Source organism: Bdellovibrio bacteriovorus, from assembly GCF_048286975.1.
GTDB classification, from domain to species: Bacteria; Bdellovibrionota; Bdellovibrionia; order Bdellovibrionales; family Bdellovibrionaceae; genus Bdellovibrio; species Bdellovibrio bacteriovorus_H.
The window spans coordinates 218,332-241,620 of the sequence record NZ_JBLVRT010000003.1 but is presented as its reverse complement, the minus strand read 5'-3'; the positions used below and the strand labels follow the sequence as shown (position 1 = coordinate 241,620).

Genomic DNA, 23,289 nt, shown 5'->3' with positions numbered 1-23,289 from the left:
AATAATAAACCTTAGAAAACAGTGCCGTCGCTTTCAATTTTCAGCGGAGGCGAACTATCCGCACGCAAAGCTTTTGCGGCCTTGCGACCGGCCCACCAGGTGCCGCCTTCCAGAACTTTTGCCAGCGGGAATTCAGACGGGGACTTGTTCAGTTTGGTCTGAACCTGCTGACCGATACGATCCAGCAAAGACACCGTCAGGCCTCGCCACTCAATGATTAACTCTGAATCCGGGCGATGGCTTTGTTCGGCCATGCCGGGATCTTTCAAAGAAATCAGACCGCGATCCAGCAGCAGACCGCCGTTGCGATATTCGGCAAGTCCGGTCAGTTTTTCGACTTCGGTGATTTCAAAGCCTGCCTCCAGCAAAGGCTCAATCAAAGAATAAGTCATCCACTGGGACAGCTTGTGGAAGGCTGCAAGGCCCCCGGGAACTTTAGAATAGTTCCAGATATCCCCCAGATTCACGCCCGCCACCTTCACACGGCCTGGCCAGATTTCACCCAGTCCATCCAGCACCGCACGCAGCAGCTGAGGTCCGGTCAATTTCTTTCCATAGCGCAAATGCAGATAGTCCACCAGACTGCCGGGACGGCCGCCGGGGAACAGGTCTTTTTTGTCGTTGATGGTTTTACCCAAGTTTCGTAACAGGGACAGGCGACCCTCAACGCCCACCAAAGGATTCTGGTCGCTGACCTGGAAAACTTCAGAAATCTTCTGCGCCGTCAGGTGCTGCAGACCCTTTGCAGTGGCTTGCAGTGGTTTATCTGCGTTGTCAGAAAGGGCGCCCTCCATGAAAAGATAGAAGCTTGCAACACCCAGACCTTCAGAGCGGGCAAAGTCTTTTTGAGTGCTCTGTTCATGAAAAGACCAGACGTTTCCGGCGCCGGCATCCAGCAGCACCGAAGTGATGACCAGATCCAGCTTGATGCGGGCTTTTTCAAGAGCGTCAAAGTTTTGAATCTGCTCTTGCAGGATTTTTACGCGATCAATGCCACCGGCACGGAAGTGCCCCCAGCGTGAATGGAACGGAATTTCCAGAGCTGGGTAATTTTGGCGGATCACTTCAATCACATAGTCCACAACGGGTTCAAACTGATCAGCGTGATAGTGGAAGTGCGTCTGGCCTGATTTAGTCAGTTCTAAAATCTTTTCTGCACTTTGGCGGATCGCCAAAGGGGACAGCAGAAAATCCAGATCCTGGGCAGAGTAAGTGTGAGAGTTATTCATCGATGGGTCTCCCCAGAACTGTTTCCAGTTCCTTCGCGGTTTTGGTTTCGCCCGGGTTGAAATAACCCGCAGCTTTTTTGGCTTCGATTTCAACTTGCGCATCGGCCGGGATCAGTTCCGCAGGAATAGAGATGCGGTTGACCACTTCAATACCGCTTTTCACGATGGCATTGTATTTCATGTTGCTCATCGAATGCAGGTTGTGGATTTTGGTGATGCCAAAGAAATGCAGTATGTCCGGCATCAGTTCCTGGAATCTGGCGTCTTCGACCCCGGCCACACATTCGGTGCGGTGGAAGTACGTGGAGGCGGAATCACCACCGACCTGGCGTTTACGGGCATTGTAAACCAGGAACTTGGTGACTTCACCCAAAGCACGGCCTTCTTTGCGATAATAGGCGATCAATCCCACGCCACCGCGCTGGGCGGTTCTGGCGGCATCTTCAATGCCGTAAATCAGGTAAGGTCGGCAGGTGCAGATGTCTGAACCAAACACATCCGAGCCGTTGCATTCATCATGCACGCGGCAGGTCAGTTCGATTTTTTCATTCGCCAGATCCTGCGGGCTTCCGAAAATATAAACGGTGGTGCTGCCGATAGGTGGCAGCATGACTTTAAGATCCGGACGGGTCACCAGTTCCGGGAACATACCGCCGGTTTCCTGGAACAGGATCTTGCGCAGATCGCCTTCGTCGACATTCAGTCTTTTGGCGATTCCCGGCAAATACCATACGGGTTCAAAGGCCACTTTTGTAACTTTGATGTCTTTGTTTTCCAGAACGACTTTGCCATCCACTTTCAGGCGTCCGGCATCAATGGCCTGATGGATTTCTGGAATCTGCAAGTGGGCTTGAGTCACCGCAATAGTCGGGCGGATGTCATAGCCCGCTTCGTAAAGATCTTTGAAGTGAATAGGAATATCCAGACCCCAAGGATCAATGGACACGATTTTGTCCGGGTCAGACCAAGAAGGGAACGGCCCCATGCGCACCGGACTGTCAGTATTGTGCAGATCAGGTTTGTGAGTGGTTGAATAGGACCCTTGCGCAATGGAAAGCGCACGGTAAACCGCATAGGAACCGCTGTGAGTCCCGATGGCATTTCTTTGTTTGACGTCGGTCAATGATCCAATGACAGGACCGCGGTGCATGGGGTTTTTGACTCCCCAGTGAATTGGCAGGCTGTCCTTGAACACCTGGCTAGAATGAGAGGTCAGAATAACGTGGGCTGCTCTTTTCATCTTATAAATCCTTTTTTAAGACATCCAGTTGCTGTCGTCTTGTTTTTCCCATTTGATTGTTACTTTTTTGGTGTTGGACCAGAAATCCAGAGACTGCGCACCCGTGATATCGCCATGTCCGAATTTGGAGGCATTCACGCCACCGAAAGAGAACGGCTCACGCGGCACCGGCACACCGACATTCACACCCACCATGCCGGTTGAGGCCTGGCGAATGACTTTTTCAGCCAGGTTGCCGCTGGAGGTGAACACCGAGCAGGCATTTCCATAAGGATTGCTGTTTTCAATTTGCATCGCGTGAGTGATGTCACGGCAGCGGATGATGCTCAGAACCGGACCGAAATATTCCAACGTCGCGGCTTCGCTGTTCGGAGCCACATTGTCCATGATGGTCGGACCAATCCAGTGACCCTGATCCAAACCGGCTGGCGCCGGAGTGTTTCGTCCATCCAGCAGGATTTTCGCGCCTTCTTTTTCGGCGCGGGTGATGGCGTCTTTTAAGAACTGCACCTGAGATTTGGAGATGATCGCACCCATGTCTTTGCCAAGAACCAGGGATTGCGCGCGCTGAATGATTTTCTGGATGTGATGATCGACGTCACCCACAGCCAATACCACGGCGGCGGCCATGCAGCGCTGACCCGCACATCCGGTGAATGAGTCACTGATGCCAGGCCCGGTCAGATCAGGATTTGCATCTGGTAATAGCACGATGTGGTTTTTAGCGCCGCCCAAAGCGAGCACTCGTTTTCCCAGGGCTGTGCCTCGCTGGTAAACATGCTGTGCCACTTTTGTGGAGCCAACAAAGCCCACGGCTTTGACCTGCGGGTGATCAATGATCGCATCCACCGTGTCTTTGCCGCCGTGAAGAACCTGGAACAAGCCATCCGGCAATCCTGCTTCCTGAAGGGCGGCAGCGATTTTCATCGACGTCAACGGAGTTTTTTCAGACGGCTTCCAGATATAGGCATTCCCCAATGTCAGCGCAATAGGGATGGTCCACATCGGAACCATGGCCGGAAAGTTAAACGGCGTGATATTGGCGATCACACCCAGTGGTTCACGACGGAATTCGCAGCTGACTCCGCGAGAGACTTCCATTTTTCCACCCAGATCCATGTTTTGCAGGGACAGGGCAAACTCCAGAACCTCAATTCCTTTCATCAGACCGGCTTTGCCTTCAGCGAAGGTCTTTCCTGATTCAGAACTTTTCAGGTGAGCGATTTCATCCAGATCCCGCATCAGAATCTGGCGGAAGTTGAACATGATTTTGGTGCGTTCTTTTAACGGGACATCAGCCCAGGATTTTTGCGCTTCATGTGCTTCCTTGACGGCCTGATCAATGTCTTTTGCGGTGGAGGCATGAAGGCCGCCAATGATGTGTCCATTATAAGGACTGATAACATCCATTGCGGGGCCGGAACCTTTTAGAAATTTTCCGCTGACAAAGTTTTGGCAGGGGATGGGAGTTGTCGGAATTTTTACGCTCATGAATTTCTACCTCTTTGCAAAAATGAAGCAGAAACTCTAAGTCAAAAGCGGTGAATTGAATAATTACAATGAAGTATTAAATCCCATGGATGCGAGAAAGTGCGGACGAAAACGAACATTACAATGTGCGATCTTGTAATGTGGTTTTGTTGTCACCAGTGGCAAGCAGATTTGAAATCGCATTGATCAATTCAGAAGTTTGTACGGGCTTTGCAATATGCATGTGAAAACCGGCAGCCAGCGCGCGTTCATGTTCTTCGGGACGGGCGTGAGCGGTCAGAGCGACTGACCACAGGTTTTCGCTGCCTGGAAGCGTGCGAATCATTTTAAGCAGACTGTATCCGTCAATATCAGGCATGCTGATATCACTTAGAAGAATCTGCGGATTGAATACCTGATATAGATCAAACGCTTTTTGGGCAGAGTCGGCCGTCACCACATTGGCGCCGGCTTTTTTCAGAACCACACTGAGTAAATTTCTGGTGTCTGCGTCATCATCGACGATCATGATACGAACTTCATCCAGAGTTTTGGGATGTTCGGGGTTGGTTTCCACAAAGTTTTCGTAACCAAAATGGCTGGTTGTGAATCCCTCGTGCAGTTGGGCTGCCAGGACGGGCAAAGACACAGTGAACTTTGCTCCTTGATTGGGACCGGCACTGGTGGCCGAAACTGTGCCGCCGTGGCCTTCGACGATATGTCGAACAATGGCCAGCCCCAACCCCAGTCCGCCATAGCGGCGGGTGGTGGTGGCATCTTCCTGGCGGAATCGTTCAAACACATAGGGCAGAAATTCCGGATCAATGCCTTTGCCGTTGTCGATGACATCAATCTGCACACGGGATTCGACATTGGACAGTTTGACAGTGATATTGCCACCCTTGGGTGTGAACTTGATGGCGTTGGAAAGTAGATTCCACAAAACCTGTTGCAGTCTTTCGGGATCACCGCCGACAGCTTTGACGCGTTCTGGCCCTTCCACCCGCACCCGGATGTTTTTTGATTTGGCTGCGATCTGCACACTTTCATAGGCGGCTTCCACCACGGACTCGACATCAATCGGTTTTACATGCAGCTGCAGTTTTCCAGAAATGATGCGCGACACGTCCAGCAGGTCGCTGATGATCTGCACCTGTATCTGAGCATTGCGATGAATGGCGTTGATAGAGGCCTTGGCTTCTTCCGGGGATGTGTTGGGGTCTTTCAGGATATCACTGTGACCCAAAATGACATTTAAGGGTGTGCGCAGTTCATGCGAGACGGTGGCCAGGAATTCGTCTTTCAGGCGATTGGCGGTTTGTGCCTGTTCGTAGAGACGCTGTCGGATGCTGGCATCTTCTTTAAGTTGTTTGTTGGCCAGTGCCAGCTCTTGAGTGCGTTCCTGCACCCGCTGTTCCAGCTCCTGGTAAAGAGAGCGTACTTTGGTCTCTGAGTTTTTGCGTTCAGTGATGTCATGCAGGAAAGATCCAAACAGGTGCTTTCCATTGTGCTCAAACGGAAAAATGGTCATTTCGACCGGGATCTCGTGGCCTTCGCGGTGAAGGGCGGTGATCTCCATGCGTTTGTTCAGAACCGGCCCCTCGCCCGTGTTCAGATAGTGCGCCAGCCCTTGTCTGTGAGCTTCGCGGTACTTGTGCGGAATGACGACTTCTGAGAGCTCTTTTCCCAAAACCTCTTTGCGCTTCCAACCGAATGTCAGTTCCGCCTGCCGGTTCCAGTCCGTGATGAGGCCCTCGCTGTTCATGCCTATAAAGGCGTTGTAGGCCGAATCCAGAATCGTGCGTGTGCGCTGTTCGCTGATTTCAAACCGATCCAACAAAGCCTTTTCAGGCTCTGAAAGGAAAAAACGGGCTCCCTTATTGCGAAACCAGTCAGCGAGTTTCATAAATAAAGAATAGCCTGTTTAATTTAAGGCGACCGCAATTTATTTTAATACACCCCCGCTTGGGGGATCGGGGATGTGGGCTGGCAAGCTGAGCTTATGAAGAGCCGGCATCTGGCAATGCTAAACATTGTAGGATGCCACTTAGAACTCGAAACCTACTCCTGGGGGTAAAGAGAAGATTTTCGAGAATGTCCAGATCTTCACCGGTGTCAGGTTGCTTGTGGTTTCAAATCTGACAGAGGCGGGCTGGCCAGTTCCTGAATAAGAGATCAGAAGTTCGTGGGAGGCAACTGCCGTCCAACCGTCTTTGTCTTCGGGTTCGCGGACCAGATAGGAAATCCTGACGGTCTTTTCTTTGGTGATCAGGTGGATAGTTTGCTGTCCATGCAGGATCTCGCCTGGAAGCTCAAATTGAAATGAAGAGTCGCCATTTTTGATGATAGCGGCCTTTTTGTCTGTGCTTAAACTGAGGGAGCATTTTTGATCCTGACCTGGGTTCGTATCCAGATCTTTGATGACACAGCTTTCTTCGATGGATTTGTTTTCGATCCACGAGATCAGATTTTTAACTTCTTTGGCTCCATTTTCTTCCAGAGGGCTGATTCGTAGTGCTGAACCGACGACTTTCTCATCAAAACCAAGGCCGATAAGATGCACCAACATCTCGTCAGAGGACTTGCCTGAATTGGAATCCATCAGCAGGTGCGTGGCTTCGCGAATTTTAGGATAGTCAGCTGCAGTCAAAACGGAGTACAGCGATTTTGGCCTTACGGCAACTGCGAGGGCTTTGGACTGAACGTACAGCTCCATGACTGTCTCATGGAAAATCAGATAGGCTTGCGTTTCTGGGGACAGGGTGTTGAAGGCATTGGAGTCGATCCAGATTTCACCCTCTGTCTGAAAGGCATATTGCTCATAATCCTTTGTTCGGAATTCCATCCCCATTTTTTCGGCATCGATGCGATTCAGCTTTTGCGGCACAAAAATCCAGGTTTTCTTTTGCAGCACATTCAGCAAAGCCGGTGCAAACGTTGAGGTTCTTTCCAGAACCTTGCTGATTTCAGTTTTCCAGATGCCAAGGGTTTCAAGTTTGGTGATGTACTGTTCATACATTTTGGAGTTAAAGCCGGTGCCGCCTCCGCCATCGCCGGTGTTTCCGCCGCCGCCGCTGGTTTCAGTGGGTCCGGTGCTGGTGTGATCACTGGGTTGACAGGCGACGATTAACGTCATGAAGCCGCACAGAAGCCAGGGCATAAGGCGCAAATAGAATCTGTTTCGCGATGCTTGCACGGTCATAATCGACTCCTGACAAACTTAAGAGCAAGCGCCGTGCCCCGTTGTTGGTCCCGAAATCTCAATTTGAGACAGGAGTAAGGTCTTGATTTTTGGCCCGGAAATCGAAAAACAGGTCGGGCTTTGTTTACCGTTAGTAAACTGAGAACATGCTGGATATTTACAACTACGACGACTACAGGCTTTTCTTTAAGGACGTACTTCAATCCCAAGAGCGGACTGACAAGAAGTACCGCGGAAGACTGGTTGAAGCCATGCGAATCAGCACGTCGCTGTTTTCGCAGATCCTAAAAGGTGAAAAGAATCTTTCTTCCGAACAGGGTTTGGAAGCTGCGGCGTTCTTTGGTTTTGGCGACAAAGAAACGGATGTCTTTATGTTGATGATCGAGCTGGGACGGGCGGGCTCGGTCAAGCTTCAGTCACGTATCAAAGGCAAGATCCAGGTGCTGCAGTCAGAAGCCAAATCCATCAGTGCCCGAGTTCCCAAAGATGTTGTTCTGAGTGATGTGGACAAGGCCACGTACTATTCTTCGTGGTTATATACTGGAGTCAGAAATCTGCTGCCGACCCCGGTGGGAAAAGAATTGAAAACCATCGCCGAAAAGCTGGGCGTGCCATTGGAAAAAGTGGACACGGCCATTCAGTTTTTGATCGAAGTGGGTCTGTGTGAAAGAAAGAACGGGCAGCTTTATTACAAACAGGGTTTTACCCACCTGGATTCGACCCATCCGATGATTTTAAGGCACCACCAGAACTGGCGACAGCGAGCCATTGCAAAGATGGATTTTTACAAAGACCCCCATGTTCACTACACAAGCCCCATGTCCTTGTCCGCCGAAGGGGCCCAGAAGATACGGGATTATCTGCGTGCAAACATCAAGGAAATCATCAACTTATCGCGCGAGGGAAGCCCTGAGGTCGGCTACTGCCTTAATATAGACTGGTACGAATACTGACTTTACCAAAAGTAAACTGAAACCCTTCCGTTTTAACCAACCGGACTTCGCGGATTTTTTCTGAATTCTGTAAAAAGCTTCTCATGCGAAATGAATCGTATGAGGAGTTTTTATGAAGTTTTCCAAATTGATCTTCGTGTTGTTGGTCCTGACTCAGGTGCAAGCCCATGCGGGCCCGTTGTGTCTGAATGACCGGTACCAATCGAAATGGACTGTTGAGGCTCTGGCTGAACAACTGCCATCCCTTCAGGAACGCGCGAAGGCAGCAAAGCCCTTGTGGGTTCGCCTTCAAGGAGAGGATCTTCTGATTAAAGAAGACACCCTTCTGGTGCTGCCTGAAAACCCGTCTCAATATCTGGCCAGAATTGGCAAACTGACCGTTCGAAATAACGCCATGATTTTCTATGCTCAAAATGCGCGTCTTGTTGTGGCTGAGGTGATGAAATCCTCGCGCGTGCAAATGCTGGATGTGGCGGCGCTGAATCTTTCAGCTGAAATGGATCACGCCAACCAGGTCGTTTTCTTCAAAGAATTAAAGAACAATCCCGAACAAACAGAGCCCTTCAAAAGATGCACTCTGATGTCCTGTGCAAGTGTGGCTGCAGCCAATGGCAGTCATGGTGGAGCAGGGGGAAATGGCCGTGATGCTGGCGGCAAAATCAAATGGGGTGTTCCACAATCCACACCCAGTTCTGATGGCGGCGCAGGAGCTTCTGGCGGTGCCGGTGCGAACGGCCGTAACGGTGACAACGGCGCGCCCGGCGTTGCGGGGCTGAATGCTCACAAACTTTTCATACAGTTTGAAAGTGTGGATCTGTGCAGCGGGGTGGAAATTGTCGCCAGTGGGGGCACGGGCCTCAAGGGGCTGAAAGGCCTGAATGCTCAGGATGCTGGACAAGGTGGCAATGGTGGTAAAGGCGGCCGTGGCGGCGGAGCCAAGTGGGATCGCAAAGCCAGTCGCGGTGGTCACGGTGGCGCGGGTGGTGCCGGCGGCAACGGTGGTAATGGCGGCTTTGGCGGTGATGGAGGCAAAGGCGGTGACGGCGGTCTGGTGGTTGTCGTGGTCAAGCCGCGCTTTATGGATATGGTGAAAGTGAACGACAACATCAATGTGCTGGTTGCTGGTGGTAAAGGAGGACCGGGCGGAGCCAAAGGACTGGCAGGCAAAGGTGGCCGCGGTGGTCTTGGTGGAGAAGGCGGTAACGGCGGTGACGGTTCTGTCTTCAGTCACGGTGGCAGCTCGGGCCTTGTTGGCAGTGCGGGAACGCAAGGTCAGGATGGCAAAGATGGCCAAGAGGGCCGTCCCGGTGTTGAGGGCCGCGAGGGTCTTGTGACCAAGGCGGAGATTTATATTTCAAACGATGTCTCTATTGAGAGCTTTCAATTTTAGTAAGGAAAATGACTATGAAAAATGTATTTAAGAATTTGATACCTTTGGTTTCGGTTGTGACTTTTGCGGATCCTGCATGGGCCCGGATTCTGGGGGACCCTTCCGAAAGAACCCGCGTGCTGCTGGAAGAACAAAAATTTCTTTGCAGTCAGGATGAAACGCTCGTGATCAACGGCGACGTGGAATTCACTCGCAAGGATGAGGACCTGCGCCAGGCGCCTTTGAATGTTGATTTGATCTGTAAGCGAATTGAATTCAGAAATGGGGGAAGAATTCTGACTCAATCCAATTTGCAGATCGTTGCTGACTCTGTCGAAGGCTTTATGAATGTGGAAAGCATTCGTGGAGTCAAAGGGCAGCAAGGGGAATTTGCCCCGGCCGTGCTGGTACTTGCCAATGACGGTTCTGCCGGTGCCCGCGGGGGCAATGGCAGTGGCGGCAGCCTGACCGATTCTCCAGAGGACGGGGGCCGGGGTCAGCATGGCTATAACGGCATGGATGGCCTCGACGGTAACAATGGTGCCCCGGGTGAATCTGGTGTTCATGCTTCGGATATCGTGCTGAAGATCAACAGAATCGAAGGAACCATTGGATTCCGCATCCGCGCTGTCGGGGGCGAAGGAGGCACTGGCGGCAAAGGCGGCCGGGGGCAACAAGGCGGCAATGGGGGCGTCGGTGGCGATGGCGGTCGCGGTGGGAACCAGAAATACGCCATTTGGAATCGCTCGGGCGATGGAGGTGACGGTGGTGATGGGGGACACGGTGGTAATGGTGGTAATGGCGGCGCCGGTGGTGACGGGGGCCGAGGTGGCAACGGCGGTAAGATCGCTTTGTATGTGGCCGAAGTCTTCAACACGCTGGAACTGACCGGAGATGAGTTCGACAACCGCGGAGGCCCCGGAGGTCAGCCAGGTATGGGTGGCGAAGGCGGTGCCGGTGGCAAAGGGGGCGACGGCGGTAAAGGCGGTTCTTCGGGCACGGCTTTAGTGACCTCAAGTTGTCAGATTCCTCCTTGTGAAGGTGATAACGGTCGCCATGGGAAAAGAGGTCTTGATGGCAAGCCGGGACTGGCAGGCCCACAAGGGCGCCTGGGGCAGGACGGTTTGGCTGGTGTCAAAATTCTGGATCCGAAATTCAAATTTGTGAAGACGGTTCCCGAGGACTATTTCGACAAGCTGCCAGAGCTGGGAACAGAAAAGAATTTGAAAATCCTCAGATTGAAACTTCCGTAAGGGACAGGATAAATTTATGAAAAAAATTATTTTTGCGATGTTGTTGTTATCGATGCCGTCGTTCGCGCAAACAATCAGTTACAGCGAGAATGGTTCTTTGAGACTGGGGGCCGGGGTGGATATGGATCACCCCGACAGAGCCAAAGCAAACTGTGTGAAAAACACGGATCGTGAATGGCTGGATGGCAACACGCCGGTTTCTACCTCGTTTGATCTTAGTATGATTGAGACTTCCAGTGAGCTGGAAAGAAAAATGAATTTTGATGTTCAGTTGAATGCGGCGGGCACAATCAAGGCCGTGAATTTTGACAGTCAGAATTCATACCGGGTGATTCATAAGTTTCTGGAAAGCAAGAACAGTCTGAATTTTGCACTGACGGCGGAATTTTCCTACGGTCGCAAAGGCCTGACAGAAGAATCCCTGAAGCCCGAGTATCAGACCCTGCTGGACAACGGCAAGTGGCAGGAAGTTTTGAGAAGATGCGGAACGCACTTTGTTTCAGAAGAGATTCACCGCTCCAAAGTTGTTGTGCTGATCCACGTGAAGAATTCCCGCACTGAAGACATCAAAGAACAGATTCTGGATCTGAAGAACAAACTGAAAGTTCCCAAACTGAATTTCGGCGGGGATTTGAATGTTCAGTACAAAGAATTCATCCGCAAGTTGGACAAGATTGGTTCGGTTGAAGTGAAAGTGGTTTCTGTCGGCGGACAAGGGGCGGATGCGCTGGGTGTCTTTGCCAGTGAAATTGCGGTGGATGATCTGCAAAGCATTAAAAATGCGGCAGAGAAATACTTCCGAAGCTTTACGATCGAAAACTCCCCGGTGTTTGCCTATGTGGTAAAACCCCTGGATATTTTCGAGGGTGCAGAAAACATCCGTCCAAGACAGAAAAAATGGCAACAGTTGAAAGTACTGGCTGACTGGATTTTTGAGCATGAGGAATTGCTGGTCGAAATCAAAAGCATGCAAGCCCGGGTCAGCAGAGCCCTTTACACCGTGTACTTTGATCCCAAGGCCGCAGCTCTTGAAACCAAGATCAGTGAGATCCGCTCGCGAGCGGAAGAGTGTCTGGACCGCTACAACTGCGACAATCTTCCCGCGGTCGCGCCATTTTCGGTTTACGTCCCATCGCGCGCTGTCAGTGCGGTTTCATTAAGCACGCAGTGTGGGTATCTGCCAGTCAGAAATTCGAACATGCAGATTCTAAGTGATGTCCGCGTGGGACTTGATGTGGATGTGATGTATGCCAAGGACATTGAAAATATCGAATTGTTCCGTCTGGACCAAAACGGCGAATTCCAGAATGCCAACTATGGACAGAACGAAGAACTGACGATGGCAAACAATATTCTGGAATCCGAAGTGGGGCGCATCAGAAGATATCAGTCGGTGAACGAGTTTTCCGCCAACCACGTGCTTTCAGACCGCGCCATCTTGTCAGCACAAGACAGCGTGGTAAAGACTCAGGAAATCTTCAACGCCGCCTTTAATTCAATCTACATCATGAAGATCAAATTTAAACAGGGTCAGGATTTAACCCAGATTCTAGGCACCCCACCGATGAAAAACTGCTCGATCTCAAGATAACAGCGGATCGCAATTTAATCCAATGCGGGGGCGCGCCCCCGCACCGCAGACCGAGAGCCCCAGCTACCCAAATCCTCCCCTTTAAATTCAAGTTCCACAGCGAAGCAAAACGCCAGTGCGAAGCCAGAAAATAAATAACAAGAGCGAGGATGTGTCCGAAGAATTTAAAGGGGAAGATTTGGTGCGGGTGGAGGGACTTGAACCCCCATGCTTTCGCGGAAGATTTTGAATCTTCTGTGTCTACCATTTCACCACACCCGCAGTGAGACGTCTTTTGTATTGAATTTGCCCGGAACTGACAAGTTCTTTTTAAATAAAAAATGAAAAAGGGGCCGGCAAGGCCCCTTTTGCTTACTAAATAAGCTGATTTACAGCGATTTGATCTTTTCGTTGATCCAATCCAGGTGTTCGCGAACATCCGTGAACAGGGCAACACCGTGGCAGACGCGCACTTTCTTTTCATCGGTGGCGCGGTTGTCGACCCCCATGGACGTGATACCCACCAGGGTCAGGCTTGAACCCACCTGATTATAAAGAGGACCGCCGGAATCGCCGGTGCAAACGCCAGTGTTGGCCTGGTCCACGATGATGGTTTTAGGAACTGAAACTGACTTTCCAACCAAGGCCAGATAAAAGCTGGTGCCCAGAACATTGGAAGAAGGCGTGGACGTGAAACGCAAAGTTCCAGAGTCTTCGCCTTTTTCCGTGGTGGTTCCATAGCCCGTCATAACCAAACGGTCCGTGGGTGCCACACTATAGGATTTTTGTGGCAGTTCACGGATTTTGTAGCCTTCAGGGACGCTGCCAGAGAATTTCAGCACGGCCAGATCTGTCGAGGCGTTATTGAAGTCTGTTTTATTCCAATAAGAGTAAGCATCAGGAACCGCCGTATCAGTCACGAGACGCAAAGTTCTTTTCGGAGCAGAAGAAACACAGCCCACGTTATTGGAAAAAGCGATGGCCGTTTTGCCGCCCCAGCTGGAAATACAGTGAGCCGCGGTCAGAACTTTGTTATTTGCAACCAGGGTTCCGGTGCAGATGCTGGTCTCTTCTTTATAATTTATATGAATGACCATGACGGTGGATGAGCTCAACTCATTCCCCGAAGCCAGGGTTTGTCCATTCACGATACCAAAGGATTTGCCGGATACTTCACAGTTCGAAGGTTCGACTTTAAGTTCACTGCCGCCGCCAGAGCCGCCGCACGCACCAAGAAGAGAAAGAGACAGAAGAAGAGCAGAGGAACGAAGGAATAGAGCAGGGGACATCCGGAAATCTCCTTATATATTGTCTATACTCCGGCATCGCCGGATGGGCTCGAGCAGAGGTTTTACCAAATTTATCCATAGTCAGGGGCACAATGACCCTGGTTTGCAAGAATTTCAGAAAGCGTACTGGAAGTTGTCACAAATCTCGTCACTTCGGAAAAAGCGGTGTTTCGGGGGGGAGCCTGAGATGTCGGGGATATCAATAACTTAGACGCTGGCGACGCATTTTGGCGCCGTTGGCATCAGGCTTGCTTTATGCGACCAGTGATAAAAGGTTTTTTATATAACCAGAACCACGAGGAGATCCTATGAAGAAGTATTTTTATATACTTGCAGCCTTGAGCATCGCGCCGACGTTTGCTCTTGCTCAAAGTATTGAAAGCGATGTTGATGCTGAGCTTGATCAAATGTATTCAAGCCAAACAGCACCTGCTGCTCCAGCCGCTCAGGCCGGAATTGCCAACACCGCACCGGTAAGCGGTCAGCCTATATATATCCTGAACCAGGCGACACCGACTTCCACAGCTCAGTTGCAACAGCAACAAATCCAGAAGCAGCCTACAACTATTATTGAGGCTTCTCCGCTGACTGAAAGCCGCGCGGAACAAATCCGTCGTGCCCGTCAGGACGCTGAAATGCAGACTGAGCAGCGCATTGTTGAAAAACTTGAATCTGCCCGTATGGAAGATGAGAAAAAACGCGCTAACGTTCTATTTGGTGACAAGTTCAATCAAATGAACGAACAGCAGCAACAACAACCTCAAGCTGTTCAGCAGCCTGTGTACGTACAGCCTGTTCAGGTTCAGCAGGTTGAAGAACCAAAAGAAAACACCCGCGACATCATTCGTGAGGAACTGGCTGCTGCCATGAAAGTGGAAGAAGAAACAGCGTTGGCTCCAATCGAAACCAAGTATGTTGCCGGTATCGTCGGGGTGGGTGACTATCCAGATGTTAAGAACGTCAAAGGCAACTACTCTTTGGGTGTGGCTTTCGGTAACAAATATGACAACTTCGTGATCGAGGGTTCTTTCCTTTACTCCAACTACACAGTTGAAGGTCAAGGTTACTACTCTGGTGGCTACGGTTATAACGGTTACAACAACTATCCGTACAATAACGCGAGCACTTGGATCCCGAATAACATCGACGTGAACCAGTACTCTGGTCAGTTGGCTGCGAAAGTTCAGTTGTTCAGCGGTATCATCAAGCCAGTGATTGGTGGTTTGGTGTCTTACTCTTACAGATCTTTCAGCTGGTCTAACGACAACTACGGTTACTACAACGACACGACTGCGAACTCTCACGCGGTTGATATCGGTACTATCGTGGGTGCGGACCTTGAGTTCTCTCCGAAGTACTCTTTGGGTGTGGACTTCCGTTACATGTGGAATCTTTCCAGCCGTGTAAACGCGGAAAATACCTGGATGTCTGGACCTCAGTACGGGACTCCGATCGAAAAACTGCAATATTACGTAATGTCTATTGTCGGACGCGTAAATTTCTAATTTAATTAGAAAAGTAAGAAGTTAAATTCCTCAGTGGTTATCAACCCCCGCCCTAAAAAGCGGGGGTTGTGTTTTTTCGGGCGACAGCCCGGGGGGCCAAAGCACCGGGCGGTGCGAAGGCTGGACTTCGTCGTGCTTTTTAAGCATAGTAATCCTATGCGCTTTCTTTTGATTTTCTTTTTTACGATTTCGGCTCAAGCGGCGACTCTGGTGACGGAGACGGTGGGGCAGGTGTCTGATTATGTGGTCACCAGTCGTGAAGTGCAGATTTCTTTGGTGATTGGGCAGGTTTTGGAGCCCAGTTCAAAATTACCTAAAAACACTTTGCCGGAAGTGCGTCCGGGTCAGCCGGAGTTTTCAGGGGCGGTGACTCAGGTGTTGCTGGAGCAGGTTGTGGCTTTGGAAGCGGAAAACTTCAATGTCGCCAGTGTACCGGATGCGGAAGTCGATGCGGCGGTGGCCAAAGTTGAAAAAGCAGTGGCGGGCCGGGCTTACTGGGCGGGGATTGAACCCACGTCCGCAGAAGTTCGCCGTTTCACCACACGCAAGCTGATTGCCAAAAGCTTTTTAAAGTTCAAAACCAACTCCATGACCGGGATTATCACCGATCAGGAGGCGCAGGCTTATTACGAGAAAAACCGCGCCAAGTTCGGCAGTTCTCCGTTTGAGGATTTCCGCGATAACATCAAGGCTTTCCTGGCCCAGCAGCAACTGGAAGAGCGCATCCGCTCGTGGTTTGAAGTCATTCAGCGCAAATACAAAGTCCGAAATTTCGTGGCGGAATAACTATGCATGTGGAAGTTCTGAAAGGGCCTCAAAAGCCCGCGATGCGTGCCCTGGTCGAGGCGATTCATGCCGAGCAGGGGTTGATGCCGTCTTTTTACTGGCCTCAGGATCTTCTGGGAGCTGAGATGGCCACGGCTGAAGCTATGGGTGTTTTTGAAGGTGAGGTTCTTACGGGTTTTGTTCTTTACCGTGAGACCCCCGATGTTTGGGAGATCTCTTTGGTGGCGACCCACCCTCAGTTTCGCCGTCGCGGGCTGATGGAGCACCTGTTAAAGCATATGATCGCCGCGAGGGGTCAAGGTCGGGCGCTGTGGCTGGAAGTTCATGAAGAGAATGTTTCGGCGCAAAAACTCTATGAAAAACTCGGGTTTACGGAAGTTCGCCGACGTCCCCGGTACTATAAGGACGGGGCCACAGCCATTTTGTACTCACTGTCCTGACCTGTCGGGCCCCCAGGGGCTCAGCTCAGATAAACCCTTGCACTTCTTCGATTTTATTGTTAATTTGGATCCGTTCAATGGGCCCCGCAGGCCCATTTTTTTTTGTACCGGCCCCGCCCGGGCAGTTCCCACATGTCGACCCAAAACGTGCGACGAGGTAGCTGAGACAGGTTCTTAGGGGCTTGTTTGAGCTTATTTTATTTTTAGGATTGAACGAAATGTCAGAGTCTCCATCTTGGATGGCAAAAGTAGAAAAGATCGCCAACGACGTCGCGGCCGCGCAAGGCTGTGTGCTTTACGATATTGAATTCGTTGGTTTGGGCAAGGGGCGCACGCTTCGTCTTTTCATCGACAGAGAAGAAGAAGGCGCAATCAGCATTGAGGATTGCACCAATGTGTCCCGCGGCTTGAGCGAAATCCTGGATGCGGATGAAGAGATGATTCCTGGTGGTGAATACAATCTGGAGGTTTCCACTCCGGGTCTGGATCGTCATCTTAAAAAACCATGGCACTTCAAAAAGGCGATTGGCAAAAAGGTTTACATCAAAACCACCAAGGCGCTGGAGTCCGTGGGAGTGGAAGACAAAAAATGGAAGAACGCCAAAACCGTCGAAGAGGTTCTTGAATCCGCCGACGAGCAGGGTGTTCGCTTTGTTGTGAAGGACGTGGAGATCAAAATCCCGTACGCGATGATCGACAGGGCAAAATTGGTTTTTGAATATACTAAAGGTCAGAAAAAGTAACGAGAGAGGAAAATCATGGCTGAAAATGTGTTTTCAGATCTTTCCAAGGTGATTGATCAAGTCGGAAAAGACAAAGGTATCGACAAACAGGTTGTTATCGATGCAATCACTCAGGGTATGCTGGTAGCTGCACGTAAAAAATACGGTACTTACCGCGAGATCGAAGCTGCATACAACGAAGACACCGGCGAAGTTGAACTGTTTGAGTTCAAAGAAGTTGTTCCTCGTGAAAAATACATCGATGAAGAAGTTGAGATTCCTCTTGATGAAGCTCAGAAGCTGGATCCAAATGTTCAGCTGGATGACTCCATTGGTATCAAAATGGAAGCTTCCGACCTGGGCCGTATCGCTGCTCAGACTGCAAAACAGATCATCATGCAGAAAGTGCGTGATGCGGAACGCAACATCATCTTCAACGAATTTGAAGAGCGCAAAGGCGAGATCGCTTCCGGTATCGCACGTCGTGTTGAAAAAGGCGCGATCGTTGTCGATTTGGGCCGCACTGAGGCTTACATCCCGCCTCGTGAACAGATCCCGGGCGAACAATACAAGCCAGGCGATCGCATCCAGGGTTACCTTTCTGAAGTTCGTCAGACGACTCGTGGTCCTCAGATCATCATGTCCCGCGCTGATGAACGTTATTTGATGAAACTTTTCGAAATGGAAGTTCCAGAGATCTACGACGGTGTTGTGGAAATCATGGCGGCGGCTCGTGAGCCGGGACAGCGCGCGAAAATCGCGGTTCGTTCCAAAGACAACTCCGTGGACCCGGTAGGGGCTTGCGTGGGTATGAAGGGTTCCCGTGTTCAGAATATCGTTCAGGAACTTCGTGGCGAGAAAATCGACATCGTTCCTTGGGACGAGGACATCACTCGTTTCGCGTGCAACGCTTTGGCGCCTGCGGAAATCTCCCGCGTGTTCCTGGATGATGCCAACCGTGAAATGGAAATCGTTGTTCCGGACTCTCAATTGTCATTGGCTATCGGTAAACGTGGTCAAAACGTGCGTCTGGCAGCGAAACTGACGACTTGGAAGCTGGATATCATTTCTGAATCTTCAGCGGCTTCCCGTACTGCGGAATCCATCTTCAATCTGATGTTGATCCCGGGCATGAGTGAAACCATGGCTCAGAACATCTTCCAGTCCGGCTTCGGTTCATTCCAGGCTGTGGCGTCGGCAGGTGTTGATGAGTTGATGACCATCCCTGGTTACGATGATCCAGACAAGGCAGAAAAGCTTTCCAAAGAAGCCAAAGGCCTGGTTGCGAAGTATGAATCTGAAGGTGTGCCGGTTCCAACCGCTCCTTCAGTTGCCAAGGACAAAGGTTCCAATGTGTCTGCAAAAGAGCAGGCTGATCTTCTGTTGAAACAAGAGTTGAAAAAACTCGAAGCTGAAGAAGAGTAGTATTTAGTTATTTGGATAGAGAACAACAACGCCGCCCCGGCAAAGTATCGGGGTGAGGCAGGCTGCCCCGGAAAGTTCCGGGGTCTAAGCAGGGAGACTGAGTGAGTAATCCAAAGGTTTTTGAATTTGCAAAAGAGATCGGGATGACCCCGCTGGCCCTCATGGATAAGATCCGCGAGTGGCATTTGCCGGTGAAGAGCCACATGGCGGAGCTGGAGCCCGAAGTTCTGGAGCAAATTAAAATTAAACTCAGCGGCGGTGAAAAATCCGGCGATGAGGCGAAACCAAAAAAGACAGCGGCTCGCAAAGCGGCGCCGAAAAAGGCGGCTGTAGCTGCTCCGGTTCCGGAAGCTGATGCTTCTGCGGCGGCGGCAAAAACTCCTGTGATTCGTCGTAAAAAAGACGAAGTGCCTGCTGAGGCTCCAAAAGCCAAAGTGGTGGCGAAGCCTGAAGGTGAAGTTGAAGAGGCGGCAGCGGCTCCTAAAACCACACGTGTCGTGGTGAAAAAGCCGGCTGTGAAAGCAGAAGCGGAAGAAGTTGAAGAAACTCCGGAAGTGGAAGCGGCTCCAGTTGAAGAAAAAGCTCCTGTTAAAGCAGCTGTGAAAGAGGAAGCGCCGGCTCCGGTTGAAAAGCCAGAACCCGTGGTTGCCAAAGAAGCTCCTGCCGCTCCGGTGGCACCAGCTCCTGAAGCTCCGGCTCCTCAGGCGCGCAAGAAGGAAGTTGTTGTGGGCACGAGTGGTGTATCCAGCTCGGCAACACCGGCTTCCGCTCCTAAAAGAAATATCATCGGACGCATGGATCTTTCCCGCGTTCAGTCCCAGGCTCCGCAGCGCCCTCAAAGCGAACGCCCTGCAGGTGGATTCACTCCACGTGCAGGTGGCGAACAGCGCGGTGCCAGCGCCAGCTTCACTGGTCAGCGTCCGGGCGGTTTCAACCGTCCAGCGGGTGGAGCGCCAACGCGCAACATCCGTACTGGTTTCGTGGCAGCCAACCAGCCGCCCGAACCAATCGTAGAGACGGGTGCAGATCGCGGTGGTCGTGACTTCGACAAGCGTAAACGCACGTTTGGTCCGGCGGCTCCGGCTGCAGGCCCAGCGGCTGCCGGTCGTGGTGCTGGTGAAAAAGAAGAAGTTGTAGTCAGCTTCAACGCGGTTGAATTCCGTAAGCGTGAGATGGTCTTCCAGCCTAAAAAGAAAAAAGGTCTGTTGGATCGTGACGCCATGAAAACTCAGATCACGACTCCTTCCGCGCACAAACGTGTCGTGAAGGTGAATAACACTATGAAATTGAGCGACCTGGCCATGGAAATGGGTCTGAAGGCGCCTCAATTGGTTCGTGAACTGATGAAACAGGGTGTGATGGCCAACATGAACATGGATCTGGATTTCGACACGATCGCCTTGATCGTTCCGGAGTTTGGTTGGGAAGCACAAAACGTATTTAAAACGGCGGACGAAGTTGCTGAACAGACGGCATTCGGTGATCTGGATGCAGCTCCAGTGACTCGTCCTCCAGTAGTGACTGTAATGGGTCACGTCGATCACGGTAAAACATCCCTTTTGGATGCGATTCGCAATGCGGACGTGGCTAAAGGTGAGGCCGGCGGTATCACGCAGCACATTGGTGCTTACAGCGTGAAAATCGAAGACGGCAGCCTGATCACATTCCTGGATACCCCGGGCCACGAAGCCTTCACGGCTATGCGTGCTCGTGGTGCCAATGCCACTGACATCGCGATCATCGTGGTGGCAGCGGATGACGGTATGATGCCTCAGACTCAAGAGGCGATTAACCACGCGAAAGCGGCGGGCGTACCAATCATCGTGGCAGTGAATAAAATTGATAAACCAGGCGCCAACCCAGAGCGTATCAAGCAACAGTTGACTGAGCTTGAAATCGTTCCTGAGGAGTGGGGTGGATCCACGATCTTCTGCGAAGTTTCTGCATTGAAGAAAACGGGTATCACTGAATTGCTGGAGCAGATCAAATTGGTTGCGGAAGTGGCCGAATTGAAAGCAAATCCAAAACGTTCCGGTACCGGTCTGGTAATCGAAGCGAAAATGGAAAAAGGCAAAGGCCCTGTGGCGACTTTGCTGGTTAAAGACGGTACGGTTGAAGTGGGTCAGTACATCGTTGCTGGTACCATGAAAGGCCGCGTTCGTTCTTTGACCAACGACCGTGGTGAGCGTGTTCAGTCCGCGGGTCCTGGTATCCCTGTTGAGGTGCTGGGTCTTGAGGCGGTTCCTGCTGCCGGTGACAAGTTCGACATCGTGAAAGACGAAGTCACGGCGACCAAGGTTTCTGAATTGAGAAAAGAGCAGGCTGAAAAAGCGGCAGCGACTCCGGCGGCGAAACTGTCTCTGGATGAAGTGTTTGCGAAAGTAAAAGCCGGCGACGTGAAAGAGCTAGCGATCGTGTTGAAAGCCGATGTGCATGGTTCTTTGGAAGCGATCAACGGAATGCTTGCCAAGCTTTCCACTCCGGAAGTTAAAGCTCGTGTCATCCACTCTGCAGTGGGTGGTATCAACGAGGGTGATATCGTTCTTGCCAACACGGCAAAAGGTATCGTCCTGGGCTTCAACGTACGTCCGGATCTGGGCGCGCAGGCGAAAGCAAAACAAATGGGCGTGGATGTTCGTACGTACTCTATCGTTTACGAACTGATCGACCAGATGAAAGCGGCCATGGGCGGTCTGTTGTCTCCGGATATCGTCGAAGAAGTCCTGGGTCGTGCAGAAGTGCGTAACGTGTTCACTGTTCCTAAAGTTGGTACGATTGCAGGTTGCTTCGTTATCGATGGTAAAGTTCAGCGTAACGCGAGCATCCGTTTGCTGCGTGAAAATAAAATTGTATACGAAGGCAAAATTGCCTCCCTTAAACGCTTCAAAGACGACGCCAAAGAAGTGGCTTCCGGCTATGAGTGCGGTATCGGTATCGAGAACTACAACGACGTTAAAGTGGGCGACCAGATGGAAGCCTTCGTTAAAAAAGAAGTGGCTCGCGAGCTAGAGGGCGGAGCTAACTAATGAAGAATATGGGTGATGGGCGCCGTATTGCCCGCGTTGAGCGTGAAATTCAAGCGACCATTGCTCAGTTCCTGATTCGTGGTTTCAAAACACCGTTGCCAGGTCTGGTGACGGTGGCTTCTGTAAAAATGCCTGCGGATCTTCGTGCGGCAAAAGTTTATGTCAGTATTCTTGGAGACGAAAAGCAACAGGATGAAGCCCTGGATCTTCTTCAAGAGCGTGCCTTTGAAATTCAGAACTATATCGGCAAAGAGCTGAAAATGCGTTATTGCCCGAAGTTGACCTTTTACCTGGATCACGCCACCGAGCAGGTGTTGAAGGTTGAAAAAATCCTTCACGAGCTTGAGCTTGAGCGCAAAGCCAATAACCCTGGCGAAGGTTCCGACGAATCCGATGACGAATAAAAATCAATTCAATGGTCTGCTGCTGGTGGATAAACCTTCAGGGATCTCCAGCCATGACGTTGTGGCGCGTTTGCGCCGCATTCTTTCCACGCGTGGAGTCGGGCACTCCGGCACTCTGGATCCCATGGCTTCGGGTCTGATGGCCTGCCTGGTGAACGAGGGCACAAAGCTCAGCCAATACATTCTGGAAGGCGACAAGGGCTATCGCCTGCGTGCGCAGTTCGGGATTCGTACCGATACCCTGGATACAACAGGTGAGACCCTGGAAACTCTCCCTACCGGACATTTAACCCGCGAGCTGATTTTGTCCGAGGCTTTGAAGCTTCAGGGCGAGATGGAAGTTGAAGTGCCTATTTACTCGGCAATCAAGGTTCAGGGCAAAAAGCTTTATGAATACGCCCGGGGTGAGCAGGAAGTGGCCATTCCCAAGAAGGTCATGAAGTTCTGGGATGTCGAGCCGGTGGAAATCGGCGCTGATTGGGCAGAATTTGATATCAAATGCAGCAAGGGCAGCTATATTCGCACCTGGATCGACCTGCTGGGCAAGGCCTTGGGGTGTGGGGCGGCGATGAGCGGCCTGCGCCGGACGTGGTCTTCACCCTATAAAATTGACCAGGCTCAGACTCTGGAGCAGATCGAGGCTTCGGTCAAAGGCGGCTCTTTAGGCCCTGCTTTTGTTCCCATGGAGCTGGCGCTGCCTCAGGTGAAACGTATTCGAATCAAGGGGCAGGACAAGGTCCTTTTGGGGAATGGCCAGATCAGCCATGACCTCAGATCCCAGCTTATTTCAGCCTTCAACCCCGATGTGGACCAGTACATTCAGGTTCTGGCCCAAGAGGGGGGCGAGCTTTTGGCCGTTATTGGCCTGGAGCCCGGCCGGGGGTTCGTTCTACGCAGGGTATTTAAATACTCTTGACCCGTATGGGGCTTGGGTTTAAACCATAACTTCACAAAAAATCTCTCTGGAGCGACAGCCATGACGCCCGAGGGGGATGTGATAACTAAAACCATTTCAGGGCAACCTGGAAACACTTAAGGAGACGCTAATGGCAGTCACTAAAGATCAAACATCTCAGATCGTAAAAAAATTCAAAACTTCCGACTTGGACACTGGTTCCTCTGAAGTTCAAATCGCTCTTTTGACAGCGAAAATCAACGATTTGACAACTCACTTTGCGAAACACAAAAAAGACCACCACGGCCGTCGCGGTTTGGTGACTATGGTTAACAAAAGAAGAAAACTTTTGGATTACCTGCATCGCAAAGATGTTAAAAAATACCAAGACCTTATCAAGGCTTTGGATATCCGTAAGTAATCAAAAGATACTAAATGCAATGAAGGGGCGCAGAGCCCCTTCGTCGTTTCAAGCCACAGCAGCAGAGCATAAGGCTCTGTGATAACTTCA

Annotated in this window: 19 protein-coding genes and 1 tRNA gene; 13 read left to right on the top strand and 7 right to left on the bottom strand. The window is 51.1% G+C overall.

Annotated elements, in window-relative coordinates:
* Positions 1-11: 11 nt before the first annotated feature.
* The 5 genes from ACNQKP_RS11855 to ACNQKP_RS11835 all read right to left on the bottom strand — a co-directional run bounded on the left by ACNQKP_RS11855 (position 12) and on the right by ACNQKP_RS11835 (position 7,141).
* Positions 12-1,229 (bottom strand): URC4/urg3 family protein, encoded by a 1,218-nt coding sequence (locus ACNQKP_RS11855; protein WP_417864902.1) that lies wholly within the window; start codon positions 1,227-1,229, stop codon positions 12-14.
* Positions 1,222-2,469, bottom strand: a complete 1,248-nt coding sequence (locus ACNQKP_RS11850) for a GTP cyclohydrolase II (RefSeq protein ID WP_417864901.1) — start codon at positions 2,467-2,469, stop codon at positions 1,222-1,224. Before ACNQKP_RS11850 ends, ACNQKP_RS11855 begins: the two co-directional genes overlap by 8 nt.
* A gap of 15 nt (positions 2,470-2,484) precedes the next feature.
* Complete coding sequence (locus ACNQKP_RS11845; protein WP_417864900.1) at positions 2,485-3,960, bottom strand: CoA-acylating methylmalonate-semialdehyde dehydrogenase; 1,476 nt, start codon at positions 3,958-3,960, stop codon at positions 2,485-2,487.
* A gap of 118 nt (positions 3,961-4,078) precedes the next feature.
* Entirely contained in the window at positions 4,079-5,845 is a 1,767-nt protein-coding gene (locus ACNQKP_RS11840) for an ATP-binding protein (RefSeq protein ID WP_417864899.1), read from the bottom strand.
* 141 nt (positions 5,846-5,986) lie between these two features.
* Positions 5,987-7,141, bottom strand: a complete 1,155-nt coding sequence (locus ACNQKP_RS11835; RefSeq protein WP_417864898.1) for a hypothetical protein — start codon at positions 7,139-7,141, stop codon at positions 5,987-5,989.
* A gap of 146 nt (positions 7,142-7,287) precedes the next feature.
* On the opposite strand from ACNQKP_RS11835, the gene ACNQKP_RS11830 reads away from it, so the two are divergent.
* From ACNQKP_RS11830 to ACNQKP_RS11815, 4 genes are all read left to right on the top strand, one after another.
* Positions 7,288-8,094 carry a TIGR02147 family protein gene (locus ACNQKP_RS11830; RefSeq protein WP_417864897.1) on the top strand — a complete coding sequence of 269 codons (807 nt, stop codon included), beginning with the start codon at positions 7,288-7,290 and terminating at the stop codon, positions 8,092-8,094.
* 112 nt (positions 8,095-8,206) lie between these two features.
* Complete coding sequence (locus ACNQKP_RS11825) at positions 8,207-9,484, top strand: hypothetical protein (protein ID WP_417864896.1); 1,278 nt, start codon at positions 8,207-8,209, stop codon at positions 9,482-9,484.
* 14 nt (positions 9,485-9,498) lie between these two features.
* Entirely contained in the window at positions 9,499-10,716 is a 1,218-nt protein-coding gene (locus ACNQKP_RS11820; protein ID WP_417864895.1) for a hypothetical protein, read from the top strand.
* Between the two features lie 16 nt (positions 10,717-10,732).
* Positions 10,733-12,307: a hypothetical protein gene (locus ACNQKP_RS11815; RefSeq protein WP_417864894.1), complete on the top strand. Its 1,575-nt coding sequence runs from the start codon at positions 10,733-10,735 to the stop codon at positions 12,305-12,307.
* A 179-nt stretch (positions 12,308-12,486) separates the two neighbouring features.
* Here ACNQKP_RS11815 and ACNQKP_RS11810 read toward each other — a convergent pair.
* Both ACNQKP_RS11810 and ACNQKP_RS11805 read right to left on the bottom strand, forming a co-directional pair.
* Positions 12,487-12,568: transfer RNA gene (locus ACNQKP_RS11810), tRNA-Leu, on the bottom strand.
* A gap of 107 nt (positions 12,569-12,675) precedes the next feature.
* Positions 12,676-13,575 (bottom strand): S1 family peptidase, encoded by a 900-nt coding sequence (locus ACNQKP_RS11805; RefSeq protein WP_417864893.1) that lies wholly within the window; start codon positions 13,573-13,575, stop codon positions 12,676-12,678.
* A 308-nt stretch (positions 13,576-13,883) separates the two neighbouring features.
* Between ACNQKP_RS11805 and ACNQKP_RS11800 the strand changes: the two genes are divergently transcribed.
* From ACNQKP_RS11800 to rpsO, 9 genes are all read left to right on the top strand, one after another.
* Positions 13,884-15,080, top strand: a complete 1,197-nt coding sequence (locus ACNQKP_RS11800; RefSeq protein WP_417864892.1) for a hypothetical protein — start codon at positions 13,884-13,886, stop codon at positions 15,078-15,080.
* A gap of 156 nt (positions 15,081-15,236) precedes the next feature.
* Positions 15,237-15,866 carry a hypothetical protein gene (locus tag ACNQKP_RS11795; protein ID WP_416481088.1) on the top strand — a complete coding sequence of 210 codons (630 nt, stop codon included), beginning with the start codon at positions 15,237-15,239 and terminating at the stop codon, positions 15,864-15,866.
* A 2-nt stretch (positions 15,867-15,868) separates the two neighbouring features.
* The gene (locus ACNQKP_RS11790; protein ID WP_417864891.1) at positions 15,869-16,306 is read left to right on the top strand and encodes a GNAT family N-acetyltransferase; all 438 of its coding nucleotides are present in this window, start codon (positions 15,869-15,871) and stop codon (positions 16,304-16,306) included.
* Between the two features lie 239 nt (positions 16,307-16,545).
* A complete protein-coding gene (gene rimP / locus ACNQKP_RS11785) occupies positions 16,546-17,049 on the top strand; it encodes a ribosome maturation factor RimP (protein ID WP_226988095.1) in 504 nt (167 codons plus the stop codon).
* 15 nt (positions 17,050-17,064) lie between these two features.
* The gene (gene nusA / locus ACNQKP_RS11780; protein WP_417864890.1) at positions 17,065-18,453 is read left to right on the top strand and encodes a transcription termination factor NusA; all 1,389 of its coding nucleotides are present in this window, start codon (positions 17,065-17,067) and stop codon (positions 18,451-18,453) included.
* Between the two features lie 101 nt (positions 18,454-18,554).
* On the top strand, positions 18,555-21,479 hold the full coding sequence (gene infB, locus ACNQKP_RS11775; RefSeq protein ID WP_417864889.1) for a translation initiation factor IF-2: 2,925 nt from the start codon (positions 18,555-18,557) through the stop codon (positions 21,477-21,479).
* Positions 21,479-21,883, top strand: coding sequence for a 30S ribosome-binding factor RbfA (rbfA, locus tag ACNQKP_RS11770; protein WP_011164030.1), 405 nt, complete (start codon positions 21,479-21,481; stop codon positions 21,881-21,883). The genes infB and rbfA overlap by 1 nt, the downstream gene beginning before the upstream one ends.
* Positions 21,873-22,799, top strand: a complete 927-nt coding sequence (gene truB, locus ACNQKP_RS11765) for a tRNA pseudouridine(55) synthase TruB (RefSeq protein ID WP_417864888.1) — start codon at positions 21,873-21,875, stop codon at positions 22,797-22,799. The genes rbfA and truB overlap by 11 nt, the downstream gene beginning before the upstream one ends.
* Before the next feature lie 130 nt (positions 22,800-22,929).
* Complete coding sequence (gene rpsO, locus ACNQKP_RS11760) at positions 22,930-23,199, top strand: 30S ribosomal protein S15 (RefSeq protein WP_417864887.1); 270 nt, start codon at positions 22,930-22,932, stop codon at positions 23,197-23,199.
* The last annotated feature ends 90 nt before the right edge of the window (positions 23,200-23,289 follow it).

Excerpts from the sequence above, each read along its gene's own strand:
- rbfA (WP_011164030.1), top strand. The coding sequence starts at position 21,479 with ATGAAGAATATGGGTGATGGGCGCCGTATTGCCCGCGTTGAGCGTGAA.
- rimP (WP_226988095.1), top strand. The coding sequence starts at position 16,546 with ATGGCAAAAGTAGAAAAGATCGCCAACGACGTCGCGGCCGCGCAAGGC.
- ACNQKP_RS11800 (WP_417864892.1), top strand. The coding sequence starts at position 13,884 with ATGAAGAAGTATTTTTATATACTTGCAGCCTTGAGCATCGCGCCGACG.
- ACNQKP_RS11790 (WP_417864891.1), top strand. The coding sequence starts at position 15,869 with ATGCATGTGGAAGTTCTGAAAGGGCCTCAAAAGCCCGCGATGCGTGCC.
- ACNQKP_RS11855 (WP_417864902.1), bottom strand. The coding sequence starts at position 1,229 with ATGAATAACTCTCACACTTACTCTGCCCAGGATCTGGATTTTCTGCTG.
- ACNQKP_RS11845 (WP_417864900.1), bottom strand. The coding sequence starts at position 3,960 with ATGAGCGTAAAAATTCCGACAACTCCCATCCCCTGCCAAAACTTTGTC.
- ACNQKP_RS11815 (WP_417864894.1), top strand. The coding sequence starts at position 10,733 with ATGAAAAAAATTATTTTTGCGATGTTGTTGTTATCGATGCCGTCGTTC.
- ACNQKP_RS11795 (WP_416481088.1), top strand. The coding sequence starts at position 15,237 with ATGCGCTTTCTTTTGATTTTCTTTTTTACGATTTCGGCTCAAGCGGCG.
- ACNQKP_RS11840 (WP_417864899.1), bottom strand. The coding sequence starts at position 5,845 with ATGAAACTCGCTGACTGGTTTCGCAATAAGGGAGCCCGTTTTTTCCTT.
- ACNQKP_RS11825 (WP_417864896.1), top strand. The coding sequence starts at position 8,207 with ATGAAGTTTTCCAAATTGATCTTCGTGTTGTTGGTCCTGACTCAGGTG.
- ACNQKP_RS11830 (WP_417864897.1), top strand. The coding sequence starts at position 7,288 with ATGCTGGATATTTACAACTACGACGACTACAGGCTTTTCTTTAAGGAC.
- truB (WP_417864888.1), top strand. The coding sequence starts at position 21,873 with ATGACGAATAAAAATCAATTCAATGGTCTGCTGCTGGTGGATAAACCT.
- ACNQKP_RS11835 (WP_417864898.1), bottom strand. The coding sequence starts at position 7,141 with ATGACCGTGCAAGCATCGCGAAACAGATTCTATTTGCGCCTTATGCCC.
- nusA (WP_417864890.1), top strand. The coding sequence starts at position 17,065 with ATGGCTGAAAATGTGTTTTCAGATCTTTCCAAGGTGATTGATCAAGTC.
- ACNQKP_RS11850 (WP_417864901.1), bottom strand. The coding sequence starts at position 2,469 with ATGAAAAGAGCAGCCCACGTTATTCTGACCTCTCATTCTAGCCAGGTG.
- ACNQKP_RS11820 (WP_417864895.1), top strand. The coding sequence starts at position 9,499 with ATGAAAAATGTATTTAAGAATTTGATACCTTTGGTTTCGGTTGTGACT.
- ACNQKP_RS11805 (WP_417864893.1), bottom strand. The coding sequence starts at position 13,575 with ATGTCCCCTGCTCTATTCCTTCGTTCCTCTGCTCTTCTTCTGTCTCTT.
- rpsO (WP_417864887.1), top strand. The coding sequence starts at position 22,930 with ATGGCAGTCACTAAAGATCAAACATCTCAGATCGTAAAAAAATTCAAA.